Raw genomic sequence first — 26,881 nt, forward strand, 5'->3', positions numbered from 1 at the left:
TTTGTAGACCCGGCCCAGAGTGCGGTTCGTCACTGCGAGACCGAAGCGGCCATTGTCAATTACAGACAAATGTAATTTTTTGATAAAACTGAAAAATACATACTTTATTTTACGGAACCTATTCACCTGCTGGATTGTGATGCTGCCGCTGGTGCTTTGTGCCCAGCAGAACCCGGCACGCCGGTCGATTCCGCTCCCGAACAGGTCTTCCTCCGATACTTCATCGGCACCCCGGAGCCGTCAGGTTCCGGCCATAACCCCGCGTTCGACCGGGACCAGTACCGCAACCGTCACCGGGAATTCAGTCGTGGTGGATACGGTTCGCCGGGATACGCTCAACACGGCCGACAACCTGCAGACGACCGTCAACTACTCGGCCAAGGACTCGACCCTGTTCGACGCTACCAGCCAGATCGTCGAGCTGTTCGGTGATGCTCAGGTGACCTACGGCGATATTCAGCTGAAAGCCGCCTACATCAAGCTGAACTGGACCACAAACGAGGTGTACGCCCGCGGCCGGTACGACTCCACCTCGAAGAAAACCGTGGGGCAGCCCATCTTTCAGGACGGCGCCGACCGCTACGACACCAAAGAGATCCGCTACAATTTTAAGACCAAAAAAGGGTTTATCCAGAGTGTCATCACGGCCCAGGGCGAAGGGAACGTCCGGGGAAAAACCGTTAAAAAAGACGCCGAGGACAATCTTTACATCCGCAACGCCATTTACACGACCTGTAATCTGGCCGTTCCGCACTTTCACATCAACGCCAGCAAGATCAAGGTGGTCCACAACCGGCAGATCATTTCCGGACCGTTCAACCTTGTCATCAACGAAATACCGACACCGCTGGCCCTGCCTTTCGGGTTTTTCCCCGTACCGAAGAAGAACGAAATCGGCACGTCCGGCCTTATCTTCCCCCAATACGGCGAGGAACCCAACGGCCGGGGGTTTTACCTGCGCGACGGCGGTTATTATTTTGCCATCAGCCAGTTTGTCAACCTCAGCCTTCGGGGGCAGATCTATTCCAACGGAAGCTGGGGGCTGGGCGTTTCGTCGGAGTACCTGAAACGCTACCGCTTCGGCGGCAACTTTGCGCTGTCGTTCGCCCGCAACCGCACCACCTCGCTGGTCGACACGGCGGCCAAACCCCGCAACGACTTCAGCATCGTCTGGTCGCACTCGCCCCGCCCGCGCGGCAACTCGCAGTTTTCGGCCAACGTCAACGTCACCAGCAACAGCTACAACCAGCTCAACACCTCGCTCAGTTCGAGCCGGTACATCTCCAACGCGGCCAACTCCGGGGTCAACTACAGCCGCCGGTTCGGCCAGTACGTCACGACCTCGGCCAACCTGAACGTCAGCCAGAACTTCGGCCGGTTCAATCCGACCACCAACCTGCGCGAGGGCGGGCAGACGAACATCTCGTCCGGGATCAACGTCGGCGTGACCCAGATCGCACCCTTCGCCCTGAAAGGCGGCACGGGACGCTGGTACGAGAGCTTCCGTCTGGGGCTGGACTTCAACGCCCAGGCCACGATCAACAACACCCGCCGGACGGTCGACACCACGGGGCTGGGCTTTCCGGTCATCACGACCCTGGCCATCCGGGGTGATACCCTCCAGGCCCGGCGCGACAGCATCGCCCGCCTTCGGAATCAGGACGTTTACATCAACCCGAACCTGATCCCGCTCACGCTGGAAACGCTGCCGGAGGTCCTGCGCAACGCCCAGATCCAGAGCCGGTATTCATTGCCCATCACCCTGCCCAACTTCAAGCTGGCGCGGTATATCAACTTTACGCCGGCCATCACCCTCCAGGGCGACGTGTACACGAAATACCTCCAGTACAACTATAAGGCCGACCGGCAGGCCGTGGAAGTGGATACGATGGACCGCATCTCGGCCACTTACTTCCTGTCGTTCAGCGCGTCGATGAACACCCGGGCCTACGGAACCTTCTTCCTGCGCATGGGTCGGGTGGAGGCCATCCGGCATACCATCGCGCCTTCCATTTCCTTCAGCTATACGCCGGACCTGTCGACGGCGTTCACCCAGCGGGTGCAGATCAACCCGAGGGGCGACACCCGGCGGGTTTCCAACTACCGCGGGCTGGGCGGAACGGCCGGGGCATCGACCTTTACGGGCCGGTCGGCCTCGGTCAGTTACAGCATCGTCAACCAGATCGAGATGAAAGTCCGGTCCCGGAGCGACTCGGCCAAGAGTGAGTTCGAGAAGATTTCGCTGTTCGATAACATCAGCCTGTCGGGCAGTTACAACCCCTACCTCGAACGGTTTAAGTTCTCGTCGATCAACCTGAATGCCAATACGCAGATTCTGAAGAAGATCAGCTTCAACTTTTCGGCCGTGTTCGACCCCTATGCCTATTCCGACACGGTCAGAAATCCGACGAACGTCTATTACCTTCCGGGCCAGAGCCCTTATCCGCAGCTGGGGCCGTTTACCAATGCCTTCCGGTTGCAGAAGATCGACAAGCTGGCCATCACGCAGGGGCAGGGGCTGGCTTATCTCCAGAACCTGAACTTCTACGTCAGCACTCAGTTTGCGCCGAAGGAAGCCAAAAAGCCCAAAGCGACGCCCAATGCCACGACTCCCACCGACCAGGCCGAACTGCGGAACATCAACCGCAACCCGGAAGACTACGTCGACTTCAATATTCCTTGGAGCATCAACGTCAGCTATACGTTCAGCCTGAGCAAGTATACGCCGATCGAGAGCCAGATCATTCAGGCCCTGCAGCTCTCGGGCGACCTGAGCCTGACGCCCAAATGGAAGGCGTCGATTCAGACCGGCTTCGACTTCTCGGCCAAAGCCCCTTCGCTGACGACGCTTTCCGTCCACCGCGACCTCCACTGCTGGGACATGAGTTTCAGCTGGACGCCCTTTTCCGGCAGCCGCTTCCGCTCCAATTTCTACTCTTTCGACCTCCGCGTCAAATCCGCCATCCTCCAGGACCTGAAACTCAGCCGGAGAAGGGGAAGCTCGATTGGTTATTACTGAGGAATTGTTGAGTTGTTGAATGATTGAATGATTGAGTAAGGGTTATGGAAACAAGAAGCAAAAGCGAGTTTGTACAATCATTGTTAGGAAGAACCAAAGCTTTTGCCGTGAGAAGCATTCGGCTTTATAGAGCATTGCCGAAAACGGGAGAAGCTGCCATTGTGGGAAAACAATATCTACGTGCCGCCACCTCGATGGCCGCCAATTACCGGGCGACCTGCCGCGCACGAAGCCAAACTGAATATTTTTCCAAGCTATCCATTGTCGTTGAAGAATCTGATGAAACGCTGTTCTGGCTTGAGATTATGATAGAAGCCGACATTATGCCGGAAAACAAGTTAAAGCATCTGGTTCAGGAAGCAACCGAACTCCTCTCCATCTTCGCTACCGCCCGCAAACATTCAAAAGCAACAAAAGAGTCCAGGTAACTCGCCCGGCAACGCCCATTCAATCATTCAACAATTCAACAACTCAATCATTAAAAAAGGCATCCGGTATAGCCAGATGCCTTTTGGGTACTACTGATTCAATTAACCCTTCAGCGTATTAGCGGGAGGTCTTCGTACCTTTTTTCTTTTTCTCGCTGGGCGCCGGGGCCGGGCTGGCGGCAGCGGCCGTCGTCGGCTGACCGTCTTTCGCCGTCACTTCACCCGTCAGGTTCAGCACGATCGTCGACCGTTCGGCGTTGCTCGTGACGGTTACGTTCTTATTGAACGCACCCATGGAGGCCGCGTTATAAGTGGCTTTTACAAATCCTTTCTGACCCGGAAGAACCGCGCTCTTCGTCCAGTCCGGCGTAGTACAGCCGCATGAAGGCTGGGCGTTGGAGATCACGACCGGATCGGTACCCGTGTTCGTAAACTCGAAGGTGTAGGTTACCGGCGTTCCCTGGGGAACCTTGCCGAAGTCGTGTGACTCCGAAGAAAACTTAAGTACCCCTTTCTGGGCAAAAGCGACCGTCGTAATTGCAAAAAAAACTACGAAAAGTGAAAAAGCTTTTTTCATTGCTTTTGAAAAATTTAGTTACAAACAATCGGGTATTCCACTTATAAATCCGAAACTACCTCAAAAGGTTTGCCAAATAAATATCGGCATTTGATGTCTCAACAAAGAAAGGCAAAAAATCGTTTTTTTGAAAGCTGCCGAACTTTATATTATTTTTAATCGGCAGTAGGGTTTCCGTTCCGCCTTCGGCCTGACGCCATCTGCGTCTTTCCGATCGTTAGAGACAGGAAACCAGGCAGATAGGAACCGACACTTCATCGACACACAAAACTCAAACCTAAAACCAGGGCAGTTCTGTGATTGCAAACGAACAACTGAGTACAACCAATATTCTGACGCAGGAAAATATCCTGCAGGATTACCGACTGGCCTGCGAAAGCCGGCAGGTAAGCCTGCTGGGCCGACGCGAAGTCATGGGTGGACGAGCTAAGTTCGGCATCTTCGGCGACGGCAAGGAAGTCGCCCAGATTGCAGCCGCCCGGGCCTTCCGGCGCGGAGACTTTCGCTCCGGCTATTACCGCGATCAGACGTTTGTGGCCGCCCTCGGCGAACTCCGGTGGACGGAGTTGTTTGCCCAGTTGTACGCCCATACCGACGTCGAAGCCGAGCGCAATTCCGCCGGGCGTCAGATGAACGGACACTACGCCACCCGCTGGCTCGATAACGACGGACTCTGGCGTGACCAGACCGAACTCTATAACTCCGCCTGTGACATTGCCCCGACGGCAGGCCAGATTCCGAGATCGATGGGTCTGGCCTACGCGTCGAGGCTGTACCGTCAGAATACGCACTTACATGTTTTGACGACGTTTTCCCGAAATGGTAACGAAATTGTCTTCGGAACCATCGGCGACGCGTCCACCTCGCAGGGTATGTTCTGGGAAACCATGAACGCGGCCGGCGTGCTTCAGGTGCCGCTGCTGATGTCGGTCTGGGACGACGGATACGGCATCTCCGTGCCGGTCGAATACCAGACGACCAAAGGCAGCATCTCGAAGGCCATGGCCGGTTTCCAGCGCACCGCCACCGAGAAGGGCATCGAGATCCTGACCGTGAAAGGCTGGGATTATCCGGCCCTGATCGAATCCTACCAGCGGGCCGCCCGCATCTGCCGTGAAGAACACGTTCCGGTGCTGATCCATGTGCAGGAACTCACGCAGCCGCAGGGACACTCGACCTCCGGCTCCCACGAACGCTACAAAACGCCCGAACGGCTCCAGTGGGAACGCGAACACGACTGCAACCGGATCTTCCGGCAGTGGATTCAGGAAAACGGATACGCCACCCCCGACGAACTTGACGCCATCGAACGGGAAGCCGACCAGACTGCCAAAGCCGCCCGCAAACAGGCCTGGGCGGCCTATACGGCCTCGCTGAAAGAGGAGTATGACGAAGCCGTAGCCCTGCTTGAACAGGCGGAGCGGTCGTCTGCCGATGCCGGGCCGATCGGCCACCTCCGCGGACAGCTTCAGCGAACCTACTTCCCCCTTCGCCGGGATGCCACCGCGGCCGTCAAACGCGCCCTGCGGTATCTGCGGGACGACAACGGCGAAGTTCGCCGGAATATGCTTTCCTGGCTGGAAAAGACGGGCCGCCGGAACGAGGAACGCTACAGTTCCCACCTTTACAGCGACTCGCCCGACTCGCCGATGAAGGTGACGCCCGTCCCGGCCCAGTATTCGGATGAAATCCAGCTCATCGACGGCTATCAGCTGATGCAGCGGTATTTCGACAGCCTCTTCGCCCGCGACCCGCGCGTTGTGGCGCTGGGAGAGGATGTCGGCCAGATCGGCGACGTCAACCAGGGGTTTGCCGGGCTGCAGGAAAAGTACGGCGAACTGCGCATCACCGACACCGGCATCCGCGAAACGACCATCATCGGACAGGGCATCGGCCTGGCCATGCGCGGCCTGAAGCCCATTGTAGAAATTCAGTATTTCGACTACGTATTTTACGCGCTGGCCACGCTGACGGACGATCTGGCGACGCTGCACTACCGCACCAAAGGCGGGCAGAAGGCGCCGGTGATCATCCGGACCCGTGGCCATCGACTGGAGGGCATCTGGCACTCCGGCTCCCCGATGAGCGCGATGATCAACAGCCTGCGCGGCCTGCACATTCTGGTCCCCCGCAACATGACCCAGGCCGCCGGTTTCTACAACACCCTCATCAAAGGCGACGACCCCGCGCTGCTGATCGAGCCCCTGAACGGCTACCGGCTGAAGGAACGCCTGCCCGAAAACCTCGATGCGTTCTGCCTGCCGCTGGGCGTGCCGGAAACCCTCCGCGAGGGAACCGACGTGACCATCGTCACCTACGGGTCCATGTGCCGTATCGTGCTGGAAGCCACCGAGCAGCTGCAGCAGTTCGGCATCAGCTGCGAGGTGATCGACGTGCAGACGCTGCTGCCCTTCGACATTCACCACCTCATCAGCGAATCCCTCAAAAAGACGAGCCGCGTGGTGTTTGCCGACGAAGATTTTCCGGGGGGCGGAACGGCCTACATGATGCAGGAAGTGATCGAGGGCCAGAACGGTTACCGGTATCTGGACTCTCCGCCAAGAACCCTGGCCGCCAAAGCGCACCGCCCGGCCTACGGTTCGGACGGCGATTATTTCTCGAAACCCAATACCGAAGACGTCTTCGACACCGTATACGAACTCATGCACGAAGCGGAGCCCGGGCGGTTTCCGGAAATCTATTGAGCCGAAATTGGGTTAAACACAGGAGCCGATGAGAAAAACGCGGGGGCCGCAACCATTTCGCTGCGTTCTTTGTGTTATTCTTAGCGACCTTTGCGTTTAACTGTTTTTGGAATGAGTCAGTATTTTAAAGATATAGAAGAAGGCATCCGAACAACGATCACCGGTTTGAAGCTGACGTTCCGGCACCTGCTGAACGCCCGCCGGAGCCGCAAGCAGGTCAGCGTGCAGGCAGCCGATTACTTCACCCAGAAAGACGGGATCGTTACCCTTCAATACCCGTTCGAGACGATTCCGGTGCCCGACAATGGGCGGTATCGCCTGCATAACGAGATCGACGACTGCATCGTCTGCGACAAGTGCGCCAAGGTATGCCCCGTCGACTGCATCACCATTGACGCCGTGAAGGCGACCGAAGAGGTCGGCAAAGCGTCGGACGGGTCTCCCATCCGCCTGTATGCCGCCAAATTCGACATCGACATGGCCAAGTGCTGCTACTGCGGCCTCTGCACGACCGTCTGCCCGACCGAGTGCCTGACCATGACGAAGACCTACGACTTCAGCGAATTCGAACTGGGCAACATGACGTACCACTTCACGAACCTGACGCCCGAACAGGCGGAGGAAAAACGGGACCTGTACGAGCAGTTTGTCCGGGAGAAGGAAGAACTCAAAGCCCAGAAGGCCGCGAAAGCCGCTCCCGCTGCGGAACCGGGTGTCGCCACACCGGCCGCCGAAGCGCCCCGGAAGCCGGTATTCCGGCCCGGCATGAAACCAGCCGCCAAACCGGCCGAACCCTCGGAGGTCTCAATGGAAGATAAGGCGCAGCCGGCCACCGAAACCGCTCCGACCGCGAATGAACCGGGTGTCGATACACCGACCGCCAATGAGCCGGTTGCCGAACCATCGGGTGTCGAACCACCGACCGCCGAAATGCCGGCTGCGGAAGCGCCCAAAAAACCGGCAGCCCGCCCGGTGTTCCGCCCGACGCAGAAACCGGCCGGCGCCAAACCCGCTGCCGAACCCGAAAAACCGCTGACCGAGCAGAATTCGGCCGGCTCGGTCGCCGAACATCCGCTGACGGACGCCACACCCGACGAAGCCGAAAAGATCGCCATGGAAGGGCTGGAGAAAAAACCGGCCGCTCCGAAACCGGCGTTCCGCCCGACGATGAAACCGCCGGCACCCAAACCGGCCGAACCGCCAACGCCGGAAGCGGTCAAACCGGAGGAGAGAAAAACAGAGGAACCGAAACCGGCCGAGCCGGCCAAACGCCCGGCGTTCCGGCCCACGATGAAGCCGAACACTCCACCGAAAGAAGAATCATAGCGTTTAATTAACCCGTATCGACCGTGGTTCAGATCGTTTTTTATCTGTTTATCCTGCTCACCCTCGGCTCGGCGTTCGGCGTACTGCTGACGCGGAACGTGTTGTATGCCGCCTTCTTTCTGCTGCTGACGCTGCTGGGGGTGGCCGGGCTGTTCGTACTGGCCGGGGCCGATTTTCTGGCGGTTTCGCAGATTATGATCTACGTCGGCGGGGTCCTGGTGCTGATTATTTTCGGGGTCATGCTGACCCATACGAAAGATGCCGGGCAAACGGACTTCACCCGACCCAATTATGTTCTGACCCGGCACCGCGGCTGGCTGTGGGCGCTGGTGGTGGCCGGCGGTATTTTCAGCGTCCTGTACAGCGCCCTGGTCCGGGCCAATTTCGTGCTTTTCGGACGGGAGCCGTTTTTTGAATCGACGGTCGATACCATTGGGCGGCAGCTGATGACCGAATTTGTGGTGCCTTTCGAGATTGCGGGCGTGCTGCTGCTGGTGGCTCTGATCGGAGCCTCAACCTTAGCTGCCTCCTCCCGCCCGGACCGCTGACCGAGCCGCCATTCAATATTCATTATTCGTTATTTATTATTCGCTATCTCCCCGCTACCCGTCCATGGAACCCATCAACTCCGGAATCTATCTGCTCATCGGTGCGGCCCTGTTCAGCATCGGACTGGCCGTCGTGGTGCTGAAACGGCACGCCATCATGGTGCTGATGGGGATCGAGCTGATGCTGAATGCCGTGAATCTGAACCTGATCGCCTTCAGCCAGTATGATCCGGACCGGCTTCAGGGACAGATGTTCTCCCTGTTCGTCATGATTGTGGCCGCAGCCGAAGCCGCCATTGCCCTGGCGATCATTTTGCAGGTATACCGGCACTTCCGGACGGTGCAACTCGATGAAGTCAACGAACTGAGAAAATAATGAACCCGCTGGAAGAACGCTTCGAGATTCTGATCGACGGCCTGGCCGATCGCGGTTACGGCATTGTCGATCATTTCCTGTCGCCGGAAGAGACGGCGGCTCTGGCCCGCATCCTGCACGAAAAGCGCCGACAGGGTGAATTTAAACCGGCCGGGATCGGCAATCAGCAGGTGACGGTGCAGACCGGCATCCGGGGCGACTCCATCCTGTGGCTTGCGGAAGAATACGCGGCCCCGGAGGAAAGGGCCTTTCTGAGCAGCATCCGGCACTTCATCGACTACCTCAACCGCACCTGCTACCTGAACCTGCGCGACGCGGAGTTTCACTACGCCCATTATCCGGCCGGCACCTTCTATCAACGCCATCTCGACCGGTTTCGGACCGACTCCCGTCGCCGGCTGTCCGTTATCTGTTACCTGAACGACGACTGGCAGCCGGCCGACGGCGGACAACTGCTGCTGTATCTGCCCCAGGAAAACGGAACGGAGCAGGCGCTGGAGGTACTGCCCGTGGGCGGCCGTCTGGTATGCTTCGAAAGCGCCCGGCTCGAACACGAAGTGCTGCCGGCCGGCCGCGACCGCATCAGTCTGACCGGCTGGCTCCGGACCGCCTGAGGAGCCGGACCACCCGAAGGCCGGTGACCAACCGGGGCATAGCGGCATAAAATCGACGATTTATTTTAATTCGCCTGTTTATTCAGGATATTTGCCCCTCAAAAGTCCTGTCCACCGCTCTATGCCCGACGACAATACCGTCCGAAACGTTCTCTGGCTGATTCTGCTGCTGCCCTTCGTCAGCGGCAGTCTGTGGCTGCTGGCGGGTCGGCGGGCAAACGGGCCGGCGGGATGGGCGGCATCCGGGCTGACGCTCGTCGGGCTGGGCTTTTCCGTCTGGGTCATTCTTCTGGCCGGACCCGAAACGATCACCCTGCGCACCGACTGGCTGGCCCTCTCCGGCCGCTCCGTGCCGATCACGTTCCGCGTCGACACGCTCACGCTGCTGATGCTGCCTCTGGTGCATTTCATTGCCCTGCTGGTGCAGCTCTTTTCCATTTCCTACCTTCACGACGACCGCGACCGCTACCGGTATTTCGGTTTTCTGGGGCTGTTTATCGGGTCTATGCTCGGCATCGTCCTGGCCGGCAATCTCCTGGTTATGTACGTATTCTGGGAGCTGGTCGGCCTGTCGTCGTACCTGCTCATCGGGTTCTGGTACCGCAAACCTGAAGCCGCTGTGGCCGCCAAAAAGGCCTTCATCATGAACCGCATCGGCGACGCCGGTTTTCTGCTCGGCATTTTCCTGCTGATCTTTCAGTCGGGAACCACCGAACTTTCCGAACTGCCCGCCCTGTTTCTGCCCGAAGGCCCCCTGGCAACGCTGACCGGCTTCTTTCTGTTCTGCGGCTGCATCGGTAAGTCGGCGCAATTTCCGCTTTCGACCTGGCTCCCCGACGCCATGGAAGGCCCGACGCCGGTTTCGGCCCTGATCCATGCGGCCACGATGGTGGCGGCCGGTATTTTTCTGCTCGCCCGGATTCATTTTCTGCTGTCGCCCGGAGCGCTGATGATCATCACCGGCATCGGTACCATCACCATGCTGATGGCCGCCTATGCCGCTCTCTATCAAAACGATATTAAAAAAGTGCTGGCCTATTCGACGGTGTCGCAGCTCGGCCTGATGGTGGTCGGGATGGGAACCGGCAACGTTCCCGGCGCCCTGTTTCACCTGACGACCCACGCTTTCTTCAAAGCCGGGCTGTTTCTGGCTTCCGGCGTGGTCATTCACGGCACCAACACGCAGGACATGCGGCTGATGGGCGGGCTGCGGAAACGGATGCCGGTTACCTTCATCGGCTATGCGGTTTGCGCGGCTGCGCTGGCGGGCGTGCCGCTGTTCTCCGGTTTTCTGTCCAAGGAAGCCGTTCTGACCGGCGCGTTCGACTGGGCGGGCCGATCCGGCGGGCCGGCCTTCCTGATCCCGGTGCTGGCGCTGCTTTCGTCCGGGCTGACGGCCTGTTACATGGCCCGCCAGACCCGCATGGTCTTTTACGGCGAGTACCGGAATACCGCCCATCCGGCCGATCACGTGCATGAAGGCGATTTCCTGCTGACCGGTCCGGTGATCGTGCTGGCGGCCCTGTCGCTGGGCTTTACGTTTTCCTGGAATCCGTTTTCGGCCGGCCACAGCTGGTTTGCGAATCTGTTTCCGCTCTCGGGCGAAACGGGTGGGCATCTCTGGATTGCCCTGCTGTCCGTCGCCGTCGTGGCGGGGGGCGTCGGGCTGGGGTGGCGTATGCCGGAACCGGCCGCTTCGACCGTCTGGACCCGGCTTTCGGAGCAGAACTGGCATCTGGACGAATGGTATCGCAGGTTGATCGTTCGGCCGTTCGTGCGTTTTGCCCGCCAATGTTACCGCTTCGACCAGTTGCTGATCGACCGGCTGGTCGAATGGATCGGGGTCGGAACGGTGGTACTGGCCCACATGGTGGCCTGGCTCGACCGGACGTTTGTCGACGGACTCGTCAACGGGGCGGCCTGGCTGGCGCGTCGGCTGGGTGGTCTGACGCGGCAGGTCCAGAACGGGCGGGTTCAGTCGTACATCGTGAGTGCCGTCGTCGGCCTGCTGTTGATACTCTGGCTGCTGATTTAGCCGGCAATAGGATATACATTATGCTGTCGTTACTCATTTTTATTCCGCTGATCGGATCGCTGGGGGTGGTACTCCTGCCGGCTTCCATGAAAAGCCGTTACAAATGGATCACCCTGATCTGCTGTAGCCTTGAACTGCTGCTCTGCGGGGCGGCCTATTCGGCGTTCGATCCGACCCAGTCCGGCTACCAGCTCCTCGAACGGGCCGACTGGATCACGCTGCCGCTGGGTTCGCTGGGGGTAGTATCGATCGATTATCTGGTCGGCGTCGACGGCATCAGTCTGCCGCTCGTGCTGCTTTCGGGGGTGGTGATGCTCGTCGGGGCCGTCTCCTCCTGGAAGATCGACGCCCGCCAGAAAGCCTACCACGCGCTCTATCTGCTTCTTACCTCGACGGTCATCGGCTGTTTTGTGGCGCTGGACTTTTTCCTGTTCTTCCTCTTCTTCGAGTTCATGCTCCTGCCGATGTATTTTCTCATCGGTTTATGGGGCGGGCCGCGCCGGGAATACGCATCCATCAAGTTTTTTCTGTATACGCTGGCGGGGTCGGTGCTGATCCTGCTGGTGATGATCGGCCTGTATCTGTCGGTAATGGACCCGGTCGAGACCGCCCTGCGGGTCGGGCTGATACAGGACCGTTCGGAAGCCACCGACGAGGTGATCCGTCAGGTGCAGTTTCTGCTGTCCGAGTATAAGATTCCGTCGAATCTGCTGGTGCATACCTTCGACCTGCGCCATATGGCAAAAGGCGGCAATTATCTGCCCGATTCGTTTCTGAGTGTTGCCGGTGAGGTTATGCTGATGGGCATTCCCTCCCGTTTGCTGGCGTTTCTGTGCGTTTTTCTGGGTTTTGCCGTCAAACTGCCGGTGGTGCCGCTGCACACCTGGCTGCCCGATGCCCACGTCGAGGCTCCGACGCCGGTTTCGGTCGTGCTGGCGGGGGTGCTGCTGAAGATCGGCGGGTATGGTTTTCTCCGGATCGGCTGGGGCCTCTTTCCCGACGGTGCGGCCGAATACGCCCTGCTGCTGGCCGGTCTGGGCGTCCTTTCCATCGTTTACGGGGGGTTCAACGCCCTGGCGCAGGTGGATCTGAAGAAGATGATCGCCTACTCGTCGGTATCACACATGGGGTTCGTGCTGCTCGGTATTGCGTCGCTGACATCGGAGGGCATCAACGGCGCGGTGTACCAGATGGCCAGCCACGGCGTACTTTCGGCCATGCTCTTCCTGATCACCGGCGTCATCTACGACCGCACCCACGACCGGCGCATCGACCATTACCGGGGTCTGGCCGGGGCCATGCCGGGCTATACCGCCCTGACGGCCATCGCCTTTTTTGCCTCGCTCGGCCTGCCCGGCTTTTCGGGTTTCATCGGGGAACTGTTCACGCTGATGGGCAGCTTCCAGTCGATCTGGCTGCCGGGCTGGATGACGGCGGTGGCCACGCTGGGCATCATCCTGGCCGCGGCTTACTTTCTCTGGACGCTCCAGCGGATGTTTTTCGGGACGCTCTGGTTCCGGCCCGAAGCCGCCGGCCAACTCACCGACCTCGACGGCCGGGAACGGCTCATGCTGGTTCCGCTGGCCGTTCTGGCGCTGCTGCTCGGGATTTTCCCCAACCTGCTGTTCGACCTGACCAACTCCACGGTCGCCGACTGGATTCAGCGGTTCAGCATTGAATAAGCCCTTGGATTTTGTAGCGAAAAGTTTGTAATATTACTGAACACAGAAGGATTACAAACGATGAAAACCACCCGGCAATGGCTGGAGGAATACGGCGAAAGCCACCAGAACCCGACCAACAAACTGGTCCATTGGATCTGTGTTCCCCTGATCTTTTTTAGTGTCGTCGGCTTCTTTTACGGGATCCGGCTGCCCGTGCTGCTCGGCCCCAACCTGCCGCTGAACGTCGCCATGATCCTGCTGGTGGGGGTGACGATCTATTATTTCACACTCTCCCGGCCGCTATCGGTCGGGATGGCGCTGTTTTCCCTGATTTGTCTGATCCTCTGGCAGCAGATCGTCGCGGCCGGTTTTACGCCCTGGAAGGTGGCCGCCGTCCTCTTTGTGCTGGCCTGGATCGGCCAGTTCTGGGGGCATCGGGTCGAGGGCAAAAAACCGTCCTTTTTCAAGGACCTCCAGTTTCTGATGATCGGACCGATGTGGCTGATGCACTTCATCTACCGCAAACTCGGCATCGGCTATTGAAAACCGCCATTCTCCCTTTCCGGCGTCCCTTCCTGTAAAAAGCCGATAAGCCGCTGAAAACCACCGTATCTTTAACGCACTTAAACTGACAAACTCCATGAATCCACCTCAGGTGTGGCGCTGACCTCCATTCGTTTCTTCACCTCTTTATTTCTTTCATTTTTCCTTTTTCCGAAACCATGTTATTTCTCATTCTTGGCGTGCTGGCCCTGATTGCCGGTTTCGCCGTCAACACGCCTTCGCTGGTGATGGCCCGTTATTCCCGTCCGCTGAAAGTCATCGGCGTTATTTTGCTGCTGATCGGTTTTCTTTCCGGCTCCATCCGGCAGATCGACGCCGGTACCGTCGGGGTGCAGAGCCTCTTCGGCAGCGTGCAGAACCGGGTGCTGGAAAGCGGGCTGAATCTGGTCAACCCGCTGGTCAACGTGACCGAATTCGATATTAAGACCCAGAACTATACCATGTCGGCCGTTCACGACGAAGGGGAAAGGCAGGGCGACGACGCCATCCGGGTGCTGACGGCCGACGGGCTGGAGGTCATCATCGACCTGACGGTGCTGTATCGCGTCGTTCCTGCCGAAACGCCCCGGATCTTCCGGGAGATGGGACCGAATTACGCCGAAAATGTCATCCGGCCGATCACCCGGACCCGCATTCGGGACAATGCCGTGTATTATGATGCGGTGGCGCTCTATTCGACCAAACGCGACGAGTTTCAGAATCGGATCTACAAATCCATCGAGAACGACTTCCGCAAGCGGGGCCTGCTGCTGGAACAGCTCCTGATCCGGAACATCAACCTCCCGGCCTCCGTGAAGAAGACTATCGAGTCGAAGATCAATGCCGAGCAGGAAGCCCAGAAGATGCAGTTCGTTCTGCAGAAAGAGCGTCAGGAAGCCGACCGGAAGCGCGTCGAAGCGCAGGGTATCGCCGACTACCAGAAGATTCTGGCGACGGGCCTGACCGACCGGCAGCTTCAGTATGAGCAGATCAAGGCCCAGCGCGAACTGGCGGCATCGCCCAATACCAAGATCGTCGTGCTGGGCGGACGCAGCAATGCGCCCCTGCTGCTGAGCGACAAATAATCCGCCCGGGCGGTAGCCTGATTCGACGAAGGAGTCGTAATGAATGATAAAGCCTTCAGGGCGAACCTGTCCGGCCGGGCCCTCCAGGCCGGGCCCTCCAGGCCGGGCCCTCCAGGCCGGGCCTTTCTAAGCGGGTTCGTCTTGAAGGTTCATCGTTTTCTTCGTATCATTACTCTCGACACTTTCGACTCATTCAGCCTGATTCAGATGCAGCCAGCCTCTACCGTCTCCACCGAACCCGCCGTTGCCCAGCCCGCCCCCGTCCGACGCCTGATGTCCCTCGACGCCCTCCGGGGCTTCGATATGTTCTGGATCGCCGGGGGAGAAGAAATCTTCCATGTTCTCGCCAAAACGACCGGCTGGGCCTGGGCCCTTTTCATGGCCGATCAGTTTACGCACGTGGAATGGAACGGTTTCCGGCCTTATGACTGCATCTTCCCGCTGTTTCTGTTCATGGCCGGTGTTTCCACCCCGTTTGCGGTCGGCAGCCGGCTGGAGAAAGGCGTTCCGAAGGGGGAACTCGCCCGGAAGATCATCACGAGAGGGCTGATTCTGGTGCTGCTGGGCATTATCTACAACAACGGCCTGTTCACTAAACCTATCAGCGACATGCGGTTTCCGAGCGTGCTGGGCCGCATCGGTCTGGCCGGAATGTGCGCCCAACTGATCTACCTCTACTTCCCGAACCCCCGGGCGCAGTACGGCTGGTTTGCCGGGCTGCTGCTGGGGTACTGGGCGCTGATGATGCTCGTGCCGGTGCCGGGCTGCGGAGCGGGCGTACTGACGAAGGAATGCAGCCTCGCCGGGTATATCGACCGCCTGGTAGTGCCGGGCCGGCTTTACCTGAAAGTGCATGATCCCGAAGGCCTTTTTTCGACCCTGCCGGCCATCGGCACCGGCCTGCTCGGCATCTTTGCCGGCCGGCTGCTGCGCAGCGACGGACGCTCGGCTCACCGTGACCAAAAAACGCTCTGGCTGGTAGCGGCCGGAGCGGTCTGTCTGGCGGTCGGATACGGCTGGGGGCTGGTTTTTCCGGTCAACAAAAACCTCTGGACCAGCTCGTTCGTGCTGGTGGCCGGGGGCTGGAGCCTGCTGATGCTGGCCCTGTTCTACTGGATCATCGACGTTAAAAATATTCGCGGCTGGGCCTTCTTCTTCACCGTCATCGGCATGAATTCCATCCTGATTTACCTGGCCGGTGAGGTGATCGACTTCCCCTACGCGACCAAATTCTTCTTCGAAGGCATTCTAAGCTTCTTCTCCGAACCCGTCCGCGAGGTCGGTTTCATCATCGGTCTGCTGGCCGTGAAATGGGTGTTTCTGTATTTTCTGTACAAAAAGAAGGTGTTTCTGCGGGTCTGATCCAACCCGGGCGAGAGGTTGTTCGGGAAGATACCCTACGGTAAGTCGCAGAGCGACTGAATGTTATCTTCAGCTGCCTTTCCGGTCGAGCATTCCGATGGCTTTGAGCCAGGTGCGGAAGGCGTCGGGCCAGGTTTCCAGGGAGCCTTTGCCCTTGACGCGGTAGCCGAAACCGTGGCCGCCGGTCGGATAAAGGTGCATTTCACCCGGAACACCGGCATTTTTCAGGGCCAGGTAGTAATCGATACTGTTCTCCACCGGCACGCCCTTGTCGTCCTGGGCATGGACCAGAAAAGTGGGTGGTGTCTTATCGCTTACCTGAAGTTCGTTCGAGTAATAAGCGATCTGCTCCGCCGGGGCGTTCCTGCCGAGCAGATTGTCCCGCGAGCCGGAATGGGCCTTCGCGCCGAACGTGACGACGGGGTAGATCAGTACCGAAAAATTCGGTTTGGCCTCCTCGCCGGCCATCGGACCGCGGTGGTAATGCGTCGAGAGGGTGGCCGCCAGGTGGCCGCCCGCCGAGAAGCCCATCACCCCGACCCGTCCGGGATCGACGTTCCACTTTCCGGCGTTCTGCCGGATGAGTTTCATGGCCTGCATGGCGTCCATCAGCGGAACCTCGTGCTTGTTTTTCTGGGTACGGTCGTCAGGCAGGCGGTATTTCAGCACGAAAGCCGCCACCCCCAGGTCGTTAAACCACTTCGCCACCTCCTCGCCCTCATGGCCGAACGCCAGCATACCGTAGCCTCCGCCGGGGCAGACCATCACGGCGGCCCCCGTCGCCTTGTTTTTCGGCGGCAGATAGGCCACCAGCGTCGGTACGATGACCTGGCTGATGCGAAGAATACCGTCTTTTCCGACTTCGGATTTCTCCTGGACGGCGTCGTTCGGAACAGCATTGGGAACCTGGCCGTCGGGCCAGAGATGGAGGGTTTCCGGTTTCTGGGCCATTGAGGAACTCGTCAGCAGCAGGGCCGCCGACAGCAACGTGAGGGTGAACTTCATAGAGGGTTTGGAAATTTATCGCAATATAAGGCAACCGGCAATGAAAGGGCATCCGGGTTATACATCTACTTCCCCGCTTTCGGCCTCGGCGTTCGACGGATGCCCATGCAGCACTTCGAGCAGTTCGCGGACCTGATAAACCGTCCGGTTGAACCGGTTGCCCAGAAGGATGATCACGAAGTCGTCTTTGGGGCTGAACCAGAAGATGCTGTTGTACCCTTTCCACCAGCCGGTGTGGTAGATGTATTCGGGCTGGTTCTGGTTATCGACGTACATCCGGAAGCCGTAGCCGTAGTTCCGGTTGCCTTTCCGCTCGAAGCTGCGGGGCATGAAAGCTTCCGTCAGCAGGGATTTGCGGATGAGACAGTCGCCGTTGAGGGCGCGGTACCACCGGAACAGATCCCCGACGGTGGAATAGACGCCTTTATCGCCGACCACATCGTCGTAATAGTCTTTGGGAATCCTGCGGTTCCACTGGTAGCCGGCGGTGCGGTACTGGTTGATGGAGTCGTTGCGGGTGGTGGCGACCCAGGTGTTTTTCATGCCGAGCGGCTCGAAGATGTTTTTTCGGGCAAACTGGTCGAACGGCTGCCCGGTGACTTTCTCGATGATGGCCGCCAGCACGCAGTAGTTGGTGTTGCTGTAGCTGAACGTCCTGCCCGGTACGTTATACCGCTGGGGCGTCGGGTTGACGGTGGCAAACCAGCGCATGATGTCGGCATTGTTCGGATACGGCTTTTCGAACTTGTAAAAGTTGGTCCGCATGCTGTCCTCGAAAGCGTAGGCGTAGTTCGGCAGCCCGCTCCGGTGCGACAGCAGGTTTTCGATGGTGATGCCGTGGTAGGGAAAAGCCGGGAAGAATCGCTGGATGCTGTCGGCGAGTTTGATTTTGCCCGCTTCCACCAGTTTGAGCGTGGCGACGGCCGTAAACGTTTTGGAAAGAGACGCCAGCTGGAACTTGGAGTCGATGGTGAGCGAATCGCGGGAGGAGCTTTCGAAATGAGCCAGCCCGAACGATTTTTTATAGAGAACGACGCCTTTCTGGGCAATGAGCACGTTGCCGTTGAAACCGGCCCGGACTTTACTCCGGATGAGCGCATCGATCTTCTGGATCTTGGCATCCGCGCTGATCTGCTGCCGGACGGCCTGTTCCTGGGAAGGACTCAATACCTGGTCTTCGGCGCAATTCCGCATGGCATTCGCCGACCGATTCAATTTTTTCTCTTCACTCCAGTCGCACCCGATAAGGATACTCACGGCAGCGACTACTGCCCAGATTCCCGACAATCTCATTCGTTACGTTGATATTCGCTGCGTTCCTGACTCTTCGTTACTCTCGTTACCAGCAAAAATACTCTTTTTCCAGGGACCCTATCGATTCCCCCGGAAAAATTCAGTATTTGTAATCGGCGAGTTCGTCCCGTTCCCGTTTGCCGAAGGCACGCTCCATTTTCCGCCGGTCGAATTCCTTCTCATTATTAGCAATAAAAATGGTGGCAACCGTATTGCCGATGATGTTTGTTATCGAACGGGCTTCCGACATGAACCGATCCACGCCCAGCAGCAGCGCCAGCCCTTCGACCGGTATTACCTGCACGGCCGTCAGGGTCGACGCCAGCACGATGAACCCGCTGCCGGTGACGCCCGCAGCCCCCTTGGAGGTCACCATCAGGATGCCGATGATGGTCAGCTCCTGCCCGAGCGTCAGGTCGACGCTGAACACCTGCGCCAGAAAGATGGTCGCCATCGACAGATAGATGGTCGTGCCGTCGAGATTGAACGAATAGCCCGCCGGAATCACCAGTCCCACCACCGAGCGCGAACAGCCCATCGCTTCAAGCTTGTCCATCACCTGCGGCAGGGCCGACTCCGAGGACGACGTGCCCAGCACGATCAGCAGTTCTTCCCGAATGTATTTCAGCACCTTCCAGAGGCTGACGCGGTAATACCGCAGGATGAGGTTCAGCACCACGAAAATGAACAGAAACATGGTCAGATAGACCGTCCCCATCAGCTTGGCCAGCGGCACGAGCGTCGCCAGACCGTACTTGCCGATGGTGAAGGCCATCCCACCGAATGCGCCCAGCGGAGCCAGCACCATCACCACGCCCAGGATGTTGAAAAAAACCCGCGACAGCTTCTCGAACGTCTGGATCAGCGACTGCCCGCGCTCGCCCATACGGGTCAGGCCGACGCCGAAAAGGATGGAAAACACCAGCACCTGAAGGATTTCGCCCTCGGCAAAGGCCTTGACGGCATTGCTCGGGACGATGTGCAGGAAGAAGTCGAGCCAGTTCATCTCCTTGCCCTGTTCGGCATACTGGCTGACGTCCCCGCCTTTGACGGCCGTGGCCTGCACCCCCTCCCCCGGCCGGATCAGATTGGCGACCACGATACCGATGACGAGCGCCAGCGTCGTCACGACCTCGAAGTACAGCAGCGCCTTGCCCCCGACCCGGCCTACTTTCTTCAGATCGCCCATATTACTGATTCCCAACACGATAGTCAGGAAGATGATGGGCGCGATCACCATCTTGATCAGGTTGATGAACAGATCCCCGAGGGGCTTGAGCTTAGCCGCCGTGGCCGGAAAAAAATGCCCGACGAGAATCCCCAGCGTGATGGCAATCAGGACCCGGAAGGTCAGGTTATTGAGAAGTTTTCGCATGATCGTGGTGGTGCCCCGGCCGGGCAGAACGGTGATTAGCTGTCGGTGCCCTGCTGTTTGCGAAGAACGGGTTCGAGGATTTCCCAGACGTTGTCGGCCAGGATGCGGTGGCCCTCCGGCGTGGGGTGGATGCCGTCGGACTGATTCAGCCGCGGAATGCCGCCGACGCCTTCGAGCAGGAACGGGATCAGTTCGACGTCGTTCTCATCGGCCAGGTCTTTGAAAAGTTCACGGAACTCCCGGGTATAATCCGCGCCGAGGTTGGGCGGTATCTGCATACCGGCGAGGATGATCTGGGCCTGCGGGCTCTTTTTCCGGACGGTGTCCATGATGGCCTGGAGGTTCCGGCGGGTGGCGTCGAGGGGAATGCCCCGCAGGCCGTCGTTGGCTCCCAGTTCCAGCACGAACACGTCCACCGGCTGCCGCAGGACCCAGCTGATGCGGCTTTTTCCGCCTGCGGTCGTCTCCCCGCTCAGCCCGGCGTTGATCACCTGGTAGGTCAGCCCGGCGGCTTCGGCCTTCCGGCCGACCAGCGCCGGGAACGCCTGCGACGGCTCGACCCCGTAACCGGCGGTAAGGCTGTTTCCGAAAAACAGGATGGTTTTCTTCCGGTTGGCCGCCGGAGCCTTCGCTTTGTCGGCCGCGTCGGCGGTATTCCGGCTTTCCTGATTCTCAGCGGTTTCTTTCTTTTCGCCGTTGCACCCGCCCAGCAGGGCCAGCAGCACCATCGCGACGGCATAGAGGTTGTATCGTACGGATTTCATCGAACAGTCAATTTCCGGAATAACGGCGAACCGAACCACTCGTCTTCCGGAGTCGGACAAAAATAATCTTAATTTCTCCATTTAGCCTTCTTTCCGGCCCTTCGTCAAATATACTTCGGTTCTCGGTGAATAAAACGTTAAATAATTGGTTAACTAAGCTGATCTACCCGAATAATTGATTGAATCATGAGCATTCTGCGCGCCGAAAACCTGACGAAAACTTACCAGAGCGGAGGCCGGACCCTGACCGTGTTGAACGATGTGAGTTTTGAATTGCAGCCCGGTGATACGTTCTCGATCGTGGGTCCGTCCGGAAGCGGAAAAACCACCCTCCTCGGCCTCTGCGCCGGCCTGGACCGGGCCTCGTCGGGGAGCGTTTACCTGAACGACATCAAACTCGATACGCTTTCCGAAGACGAACGTGCCGCCGTCCGGAACCAGTACGTCGGCTTCATTTTCCAGAACTTCCAGTTATTGCCCACGCTGACGGCCCTCGAAAACGTGATGGTGCCGCTGGAACTGCGGGGAGAGAAAAAAGCCGGCCGGACCGCCCAGGAACTTCTGGAGCGCGTCGGTCTGGGACAACGGGGCCACCACTACCCTACCCAGCTCTCCGGCGGTGAGCAGCAGCGTGTTTCACTGGCGCGGGCCTTCGCCAACCGGCCCAAAATCCTGTTCGCCGACGAACCCACCGGCAACCTCGATACCGACACCAGCGCCAACGTCGTCGACCTGATTTTCGAACTGAACCGCGAAGCCGGCACCACCCTCGTCCTCGTCACCCACGACCTCGAACTGGCCTCCCGCACCCAGCGCATCATCCGCATCAAGGGCGGCCACGTGGTTTCCGACACCTACACTGAATCCACCGCCGACCTGCGCTCCGGTCAATAAGCCTTCCTCATGGACCGTATCCTTCCCAAAGTACCCGCCCGGTCGGTGTCGATCACCGACCCCTGGCTCTGGAAAATGGCCTGGCGCGACAGCCGCCGGAGCCGTCGGCGGCTGTTTCTGTTCATGTCGGCCATCGTGCTCGGCATCGCGGCTCTCGTCGCCATCAACTCATTCGGCGACAACCTGTCGGCCAGCGTGGACGAGCAGGCCCGGGAACTGCTCGGCGCCGACCTGGTGCTGACCTACAACAAGACGCTGAATAAGAAAACCGAAGCATTTCTGAATACCATCAGCCCCGAGCGCAGCAACGAGGTGGCCTTTCCGTCGATGGTGTTTTTTCCGCGTTCGGGGGGTGTCCGGCTGTCACAGGTCAAGGCGCTGGAAGGTAGATTTCCCTATTATGGGGAGTGGGAGGTGCAGCCGTCCGCGGCCGTGGCCCGGTTCCGGAAGGCCGGCAAAACCGGGGAGCGGATCGCTCTCGTGGACGACGCACTGCTGGTGCAGCTCAACGCCCGGCCCGGCGATTCGGTCAAGGTCGGGAGCCTGATGTTTCTGGTTGCCGGGCGGGTAATGAAAACGCCCGGCCAGACGGCCGTCACGACCACCGTGGCACCAACGGTCTTTCTGCCGTATGCCCAACTGCCCGAAACCGGCCTGCTTCAGCGCGGCAGCCGCGTCACCTACCGGTCTTACTTCCAGTTCGACCCGGGCACGAACGTCGACGCCTACATCAAAACCTTCGCTTCCCGGCTGGACAAAGCCGGGATCAATTATGACACCGTCACCGAGCGCAAGGAGCAGACCGGCCGGGCCTTTACCGACCTGACCCGGTTTCTGAACCTGGTGGCCTTCGTGGCCCTTCTGCTCGGCTGTGTGGGCGTTGCCAGCGCGGTCCACCTGTACGTCAAGGAGAAAATCGCTTCGGTGGCCGTGCTGCGGTGCATCGGCGCCAGCGGCCGGCAGGCCTTCCTGATCTACCTGATCCAGACTTCGCTGATGGGCCTGATGGGCGCCGTCCTGGGGGCGGCTCTGGGTTCGATCGTTCAGCTGATTCTGCCGGAAGTCTTCGGCAGTTTTCTGCCCATCGACGTAACCGTGACGGTCTCCTGGAAAGCCGTGGCGCAGGGGGTCGGCACGGGGCTGGTGATCGCCGTTCTGTTTGCGCTGCTGCCGCTGCTGGTCATTCGCAAGGTGTCTCCGCTGCGGACGCTCCGCACCTCCTACGAAGAGGACGTCACCGGCCGCGATCCCCTTCGCTGGGCGGTTTATGGAGCCATCGTCCTGGCAATCACCGGTTTCGCCTACTGGCAGATTCGGGACTGGAAAATGGCGCTGGGCTTTACGCTCGGGCTGGCTACCGCGTTCGGGGTGCTGACGGGGTTGGGCCGGCTGCTGATGTTCCTGGTCCGCCGGTTCTTCCCGGTATCGTGGAGTTACATCTGGCGGCAGAGCCTCGCCAACCTGTACCGGCCGCAGAATCAGACGCTGATCCTGGTCATTTCCATCGGTCTGGGCGCGTTCCTGATCGCCACCCTCTACCTGACTCAAACCCTGCTGTTGAGCCGGGTGCAGCTTTCGGCCAGCGGTGGGCAGCCCAACATGGTGCTGTTCGATATTCAGAACGAGCAGAAAGCCGGGGTCCAGCAGCTGGTTCAAAGCCATCGGCTGCCTGTGGTCCAGAGCGTTCCCGTGGTGACGATGCGGCTGGCGGAGGTCAACGGCCGAACCGTCGAAGCGATTCAGAAAGATACTTCTTCCAAAATACCGGACTGGGCGCTGACCCGTGAATACCGCGTTACCTACCGCGACGCCCTGATCGACTCGGAGAAACTGGCGACCGGCAAGGCGCAGAGCCTGCGGAACCAGACGGCGCTCATTTCCGTCGAAAAAGGGTATCTGGACCGGATGCGCCTGAAGCTGGGCGATACGCTGACGTTCAACGTGCAGGGCGCCCTGATCCCGACCGTGGTGGGCGGCACCCGCGAGGTGGACTGGAACCGGGTGCAGACCAACTTCCTCATCGTCTTTCCCAACGGGGTGCTGGAACAGGCCCCGCAGTTCCACGTGCTGATGACGCGCGTCCGCGATACGCAGCAGTCGGCCGCTTTCCAGCGGGATCTGGTCCGCCGGTATCCCAACGTCTCGGCAATCGACCTCGGGCTGATCCTGCGCACCATCGACGATATTCTGGAGAAGGTCTCCTTCGTGATCCGGTTCATGGCCCTGTTCAGCATTGTGACGGGCCTGCTCGTCCTGAGCAGTTCGGTCGTGATCAGCAAATACCAGCGGATTCAGGAGAGCGTGCTGCTGCGGACGCTGGGCGCCAGCCGGCGGCAGATTCTGCTGATTTCCCTGATCGAATATATGCTCCTGGGCCTGCTGGCGGCCTTTTCCGGTATCGTTCTGTCGGTATTCGGCACCTGGGGGCTGGCCTATTTCGTCTTCGAGATTCCGTTCGTTCCGGATTTTACGCCCCTGCTGGTCGTAGCCGCCGTCGTCACGGCCCTGACCATCCTCATCGGCCTTTTCAACAGCCGGGGGGTGCTGGTACGCCCGCCCCTCGAAGTGCTGCGGGCGGAAGTGTAGGGCCGGTCAGGAGGGCTTGCCGAGGTCTTTCACGCAGCGGAAACCGACGTGCATCAGCGCCGTTTCCGGGCTGGTATACGAACGGCCCGACACCCGGTAGCCGTGGCACCAGCCGGGTTCGCAGAGAAACGAGCCGGCCCGCTGCACCTTCTCGGTCGGGTTCTGCGGCTGCCGCCCCTCCACAAGGTCGGAATACCGCTGCCGCCACTCGTTGCACCACTCCCAGACGTTGCCGGTCATGTCGGTCAGGCCGAGCGGGGATTTTCCGTAATAACCGACGGGCGAGGTCGTCCGGAACCCGTCGGTATTTTCGTTGTATTCGGGAAACTTGCCGTTCCAGGTGTTGGCCATCGCCCTGCCGTTGTGCGTCAGTTCGTTCCCGAACGGATACAGCGTGCGGTCGTTGCGTGCGTTGCGGGCCGCATGTTCCCATTCGAACTCCGAGGGAAGCCGCTTCCCGGCCCAGACGGCAAAGTTGGTGGCATCGTTCCAGGAAACCTGCGTGACGGGGTGGTTGTCGGGCGCTTTCGGCTTGTCCGGGCCCTGCGGGTACTGCCAGTTGGCCCCCTTCACCAGCGTCCACTGGCGGGTCTTCTCGTCGAACACCCCGCCGTCGCCGAACTTTTCGGCCTCGGTTTTGTATTTGGTGGCCTCGACAAACCGCCGGAATTCTGCCACCGTCACGGGGTGTTCGTCCATCCAGAACGGCTTCACCTCCACCCAGAACGTCGGTTTCTCCTTGCCGGTGGTGTCATCACCGATCAGCGTACGTCCGCCCGGCACCCAGACCATCCCGGAAGGAGCCGGAGCCGGAGCCGCTATGGCCTTCACGGGCGGCAGGCCCTCGACGGTCGGCAGTACGGTGACCGTGGGCGTCAGCTCGATGGGCTCCCGCTTTTGTTCGGCTTCCCGGTTTTCGCCGGAGGAGCAGCCGGTCAGGCCGGACGCCAGCCAGAGACTCAGCCCGATGCCGGCGCTATACCGGAAAAAATCCCTTCCTATGGTTTGCAACGTGTTCATTTCCCGCAAAAATTAACTTAAAGATAAGCGGTTTCCGTCTATCGGTTACCCGGTTTTTTCAGTACGTGCCTTTGTAGAGGTGGTCGAACCGTTTCTGCCGGACGGGATTGAGCGGTATCTGAAGCCCGCCGGTCGATTCGAGCCAGGTAAACACCTGATCGCGGAGTTGTCTGGCGACTTCCTGATGCTGCGGGCTGCGAATGAGGTTGTTCACTTCGCCGGGGTCGGCCTGGAGGTCGTAGAGTTCGTTGGCATCCCAGACGCCGTGGTTGAAAATGTATTTATACCGGTCGGTCCGGACGCCGAACATGGTGGGCGTCTGCGGAAAGTCGGCTTCCCAGTAGTATTCGTAGAACGCCCGGTCGCGCCAGGCGATCTTTTCCCCTTTCAGGATGGGCAGGAACGAGTTGCCCTGCATCTGGGCCGGTTTCGCCATCCCGGCGTAGGCCAGCAGCGTGGGCGCGATGTCGATGTTCTGAATGACCTGCGTCACCTTCGTCTGCGGTTTGATCACGGCCGGACAGCGCACCAGCAGCGGCACCCGCATCGACTCCTCGTACATATGCCGTTTGTCGATCAGCCCCTTCTCCCCGAAGGCAAAGCCGTTGTCGCCCATGTACACGACCAGCGTGTTCTCCGCCAGACCGTTGTCGTCCAGCCACTTCAGCACCCGCCCGACGCTCTCGTCGACGCCCAGCAGCGTTTCGCAGTAACTCCGGTAAAAGTCATTGAAGCCGATCTGGCCGTGGTACATATAGTCCACGCCGTGCCAGCTGTACCGCTGTTTCTTCACCCAGGCCGGCAGATCGGCCAGGTTGGCCTTCAGGTCGCCGGTTTCGGGGTTCCGGGTCGGTTTCGGTCCCCAGGCTTTGCTGGTATCGGTGGCCGTCAGGTACATCGAGGCCGGGTAGGCGATGGGCATGTCGCGGTAGTTGCCACGGTGCCGCCGGGCGGGCATGAACTCGGCATGCACGGCCTTGTGCGACAGATACATCATGAACGGCTTCTTTTTGTCGAGCGAGCTGAGCCATTTGAGGGAATAGTCCGTCAGCAGGTCCGTGATATAGGCGCTGTCGCCGTGGGCGATCCGCTTGCCGTTGATGTTGAGCGTCGGGTTGTAATAGACGCCCTGGCCCTGAAAGCTCAGCCAGTAGTTGAAGCCGGGCTGCGGCATATCGTCGGCGTTGCCCATGTGCCACTTCCCGAAAAACCCGGTCTGGTAGCCCGCTTTCTGAAGGTACTGCGGGAAAAACATCAGCCCTTTCCGCAGCGGGGCAAAGTTGTCGACCACCCGATGCGTGTGGGCATACTGACCCGAGAGGATGCTGGCGCGGCTGGGCGAGCAGAGGGCCGTGCTGACGAAGGCGTTCTGAAGGTGAGCGCCCTCGGCCGCCAGCCGGTCCAGATTCGGCGTTTGCAGGCCGGAGAAGCGGTTCATGAACCCCAGCGCGTCGTAGCGGTGGTCGTCGGCCAGGATGAAGATAATGTTTTTGGGCGTCTGTGCCGCTTTGGGCGGTGCCGGGTGAAAGGCGGTGAGCAGCCCGGCCAGAATGGCGGAAATACCGACGACCGCTGCGAAGAAAAAGCCGTTTTTCATAGTTGGAAAAGCCGGATAAGGCGGATAATAGGGGCGGCCGGCAGTGCGCCGGCCCTCCGGACCCG

At 59.5% G+C, this 26,881-nt stretch carries 21 protein-coding genes; 14 read left to right on the plus strand and 7 right to left on the minus strand.

Annotated elements, in window-relative coordinates; all coding sequences use genetic code 11:
- Window positions 1–139 precede the first annotated feature (139 nt).
- Together DX909_RS18015 and DX909_RS18020 are read left to right on the plus strand one after the other, a co-directional pair.
- Complete coding sequence (locus DX909_RS18015; protein WP_128546686.1) at window positions 140–3,019, plus strand: putative LPS assembly protein LptD; 2,880 nt, start codon at window positions 140–142, stop codon at window positions 3,017–3,019.
- Between the two features lie 44 nt (window positions 3,020–3,063).
- A complete protein-coding gene (locus DX909_RS18020; protein ID WP_128546596.1) occupies window positions 3,064–3,447 on the plus strand; it encodes a four helix bundle protein in 384 nt (127 codons plus the stop codon).
- Window positions 3,448–3,565: 118 nt separating this feature from the next.
- Here DX909_RS18020 and DX909_RS18025 read toward each other — a convergent pair whose 3' ends face one another.
- Window positions 3,566–4,024, minus strand: coding sequence for a DUF1573 domain-containing protein (locus tag DX909_RS18025; protein ID WP_128546597.1), 459 nt, complete (start codon window positions 4,022–4,024; stop codon window positions 3,566–3,568).
- 296 nt (window positions 4,025–4,320) lie between these two features.
- Between DX909_RS18025 and DX909_RS18030 the strand changes: the two genes are divergently transcribed.
- The 10 genes from DX909_RS18030 (at window position 4,321) to DX909_RS18075 (ending at window position 16,282) form a co-directional block, all read left to right on the plus strand.
- Complete coding sequence (locus DX909_RS18030; RefSeq protein ID WP_164851325.1) at window positions 4,321–6,729, plus strand: alpha-ketoacid dehydrogenase subunit alpha/beta; 2,409 nt, start codon at window positions 4,321–4,323, stop codon at window positions 6,727–6,729.
- Between the two features lie 111 nt (window positions 6,730–6,840).
- Window positions 6,841–8,055: a 4Fe-4S dicluster domain-containing protein gene (locus DX909_RS18035; RefSeq protein WP_128546598.1), complete on the plus strand. Its 1,215-nt coding sequence runs from the start codon at window positions 6,841–6,843 to the stop codon at window positions 8,053–8,055.
- Between the two features lie 23 nt (window positions 8,056–8,078).
- A complete protein-coding gene (locus DX909_RS18040; RefSeq protein WP_128546599.1) occupies window positions 8,079–8,603 on the plus strand; it encodes an NADH-quinone oxidoreductase subunit J family protein in 525 nt (174 codons plus the stop codon).
- Window positions 8,604–8,667: 64 nt separating this feature from the next.
- Window positions 8,668–8,979 (plus strand): NADH-quinone oxidoreductase subunit NuoK, encoded by a 312-nt coding sequence (gene nuoK / locus DX909_RS18045; RefSeq protein WP_128546600.1) that lies wholly within the window; start codon window positions 8,668–8,670, stop codon window positions 8,977–8,979.
- A complete protein-coding gene (locus DX909_RS18050) occupies window positions 8,979–9,593 on the plus strand; it encodes a 2OG-Fe(II) oxygenase (RefSeq protein WP_310589859.1) in 615 nt (204 codons plus the stop codon). The genes nuoK and DX909_RS18050 overlap by 1 nt, the downstream gene beginning before the upstream one ends.
- Window positions 9,594–9,714: 121 nt before the next feature.
- Complete coding sequence (gene nuoL, locus DX909_RS18055) at window positions 9,715–11,628, plus strand: NADH-quinone oxidoreductase subunit L (RefSeq protein ID WP_128546601.1); 1,914 nt, start codon at window positions 9,715–9,717, stop codon at window positions 11,626–11,628.
- A 17-nt stretch (window positions 11,629–11,645) separates the two neighbouring features.
- On the plus strand, window positions 11,646–13,310 hold the full coding sequence (locus DX909_RS18060) for a complex I subunit 4 family protein (protein WP_128546689.1): 1,665 nt from the start codon (window positions 11,646–11,648) through the stop codon (window positions 13,308–13,310).
- 60 nt (window positions 13,311–13,370) lie between these two features.
- Window positions 13,371–13,835 carry an Mpo1 family 2-hydroxy fatty acid dioxygenase gene (locus DX909_RS18065; protein ID WP_128546602.1) on the plus strand — a complete coding sequence of 155 codons (465 nt, stop codon included), beginning with the start codon at window positions 13,371–13,373 and terminating at the stop codon, window positions 13,833–13,835.
- Window positions 13,836–14,014: 179 nt separating this feature from the next.
- Window positions 14,015–14,920 carry a prohibitin family protein gene (locus DX909_RS18070; protein WP_128546603.1) on the plus strand — a complete coding sequence of 302 codons (906 nt, stop codon included), beginning with the start codon at window positions 14,015–14,017 and terminating at the stop codon, window positions 14,918–14,920.
- A 207-nt stretch (window positions 14,921–15,127) separates the two neighbouring features.
- Window positions 15,128–16,282, plus strand: a complete 1,155-nt coding sequence (locus DX909_RS18075; RefSeq protein WP_128546604.1) for an acyltransferase family protein — start codon at window positions 15,128–15,130, stop codon at window positions 16,280–16,282.
- A gap of 69 nt (window positions 16,283–16,351) precedes the next feature.
- Here DX909_RS18075 and DX909_RS18080 read toward each other — a convergent pair whose 3' ends face one another.
- The 4 genes from DX909_RS18080 to DX909_RS18095 form a co-directional block, all read right to left on the minus strand.
- Window positions 16,352–17,287: an alpha/beta hydrolase gene (locus tag DX909_RS18080; protein ID WP_128546605.1), complete on the minus strand. Its 936-nt coding sequence runs from the start codon at window positions 17,285–17,287 to the stop codon at window positions 16,352–16,354.
- Window positions 17,288–17,344: 57 nt separating this feature from the next.
- Window positions 17,345–18,580 carry a serine hydrolase domain-containing protein gene (locus DX909_RS18085; protein ID WP_374755866.1) on the minus strand — a complete coding sequence of 412 codons (1,236 nt, stop codon included), beginning with the start codon at window positions 18,578–18,580 and terminating at the stop codon, window positions 17,345–17,347.
- 100 nt (window positions 18,581–18,680) lie between these two features.
- The gene (locus DX909_RS18090; RefSeq protein WP_128546606.1) at window positions 18,681–19,955 is read right to left on the minus strand and encodes a dicarboxylate/amino acid:cation symporter; all 1,275 of its coding nucleotides are present in this window, start codon (window positions 19,953–19,955) and stop codon (window positions 18,681–18,683) included.
- A 35-nt stretch (window positions 19,956–19,990) separates the two neighbouring features.
- The gene (locus DX909_RS18095; protein ID WP_128546607.1) at window positions 19,991–20,719 is read right to left on the minus strand and encodes an arylesterase; all 729 of its coding nucleotides are present in this window, start codon (window positions 20,717–20,719) and stop codon (window positions 19,991–19,993) included.
- A gap of 186 nt (window positions 20,720–20,905) precedes the next feature.
- On the opposite strand from DX909_RS18095, the gene DX909_RS18100 reads away from it, so the two are divergent.
- Both DX909_RS18100 and DX909_RS18105 read left to right on the plus strand, forming a co-directional pair.
- Window positions 20,906–21,613: an ABC transporter ATP-binding protein gene (locus DX909_RS18100; protein WP_128546608.1), complete on the plus strand. Its 708-nt coding sequence runs from the start codon at window positions 20,906–20,908 to the stop codon at window positions 21,611–21,613.
- A 75-nt stretch (window positions 21,614–21,688) separates the two neighbouring features.
- Window positions 21,689–24,199, plus strand: coding sequence for an ABC transporter permease (locus DX909_RS18105; protein WP_128546691.1), 2,511 nt, complete (start codon window positions 21,689–21,691; stop codon window positions 24,197–24,199).
- 6 nt (window positions 24,200–24,205) lie between these two features.
- Here DX909_RS18105 and DX909_RS18110 read toward each other — a convergent pair whose 3' ends face one another.
- Window positions 24,206–25,219, minus strand: a complete 1,014-nt coding sequence (locus DX909_RS18110; protein WP_128546609.1) for a formylglycine-generating enzyme family protein — start codon at window positions 25,217–25,219, stop codon at window positions 24,206–24,208.
- Between the two features lie 58 nt (window positions 25,220–25,277).
- A complete protein-coding gene (locus tag DX909_RS18115) occupies window positions 25,278–26,816 on the minus strand; it encodes a sulfatase family protein (protein ID WP_128546610.1) in 1,539 nt (512 codons plus the stop codon).
- Window positions 26,817–26,881 lie beyond the last annotated feature (65 nt).

The organism is Larkinella soli (genome assembly GCF_003703975.1).
Classification (GTDB): domain Bacteria; phylum Bacteroidota; class Bacteroidia; order Cytophagales; family Spirosomataceae; genus Larkinella; species Larkinella soli.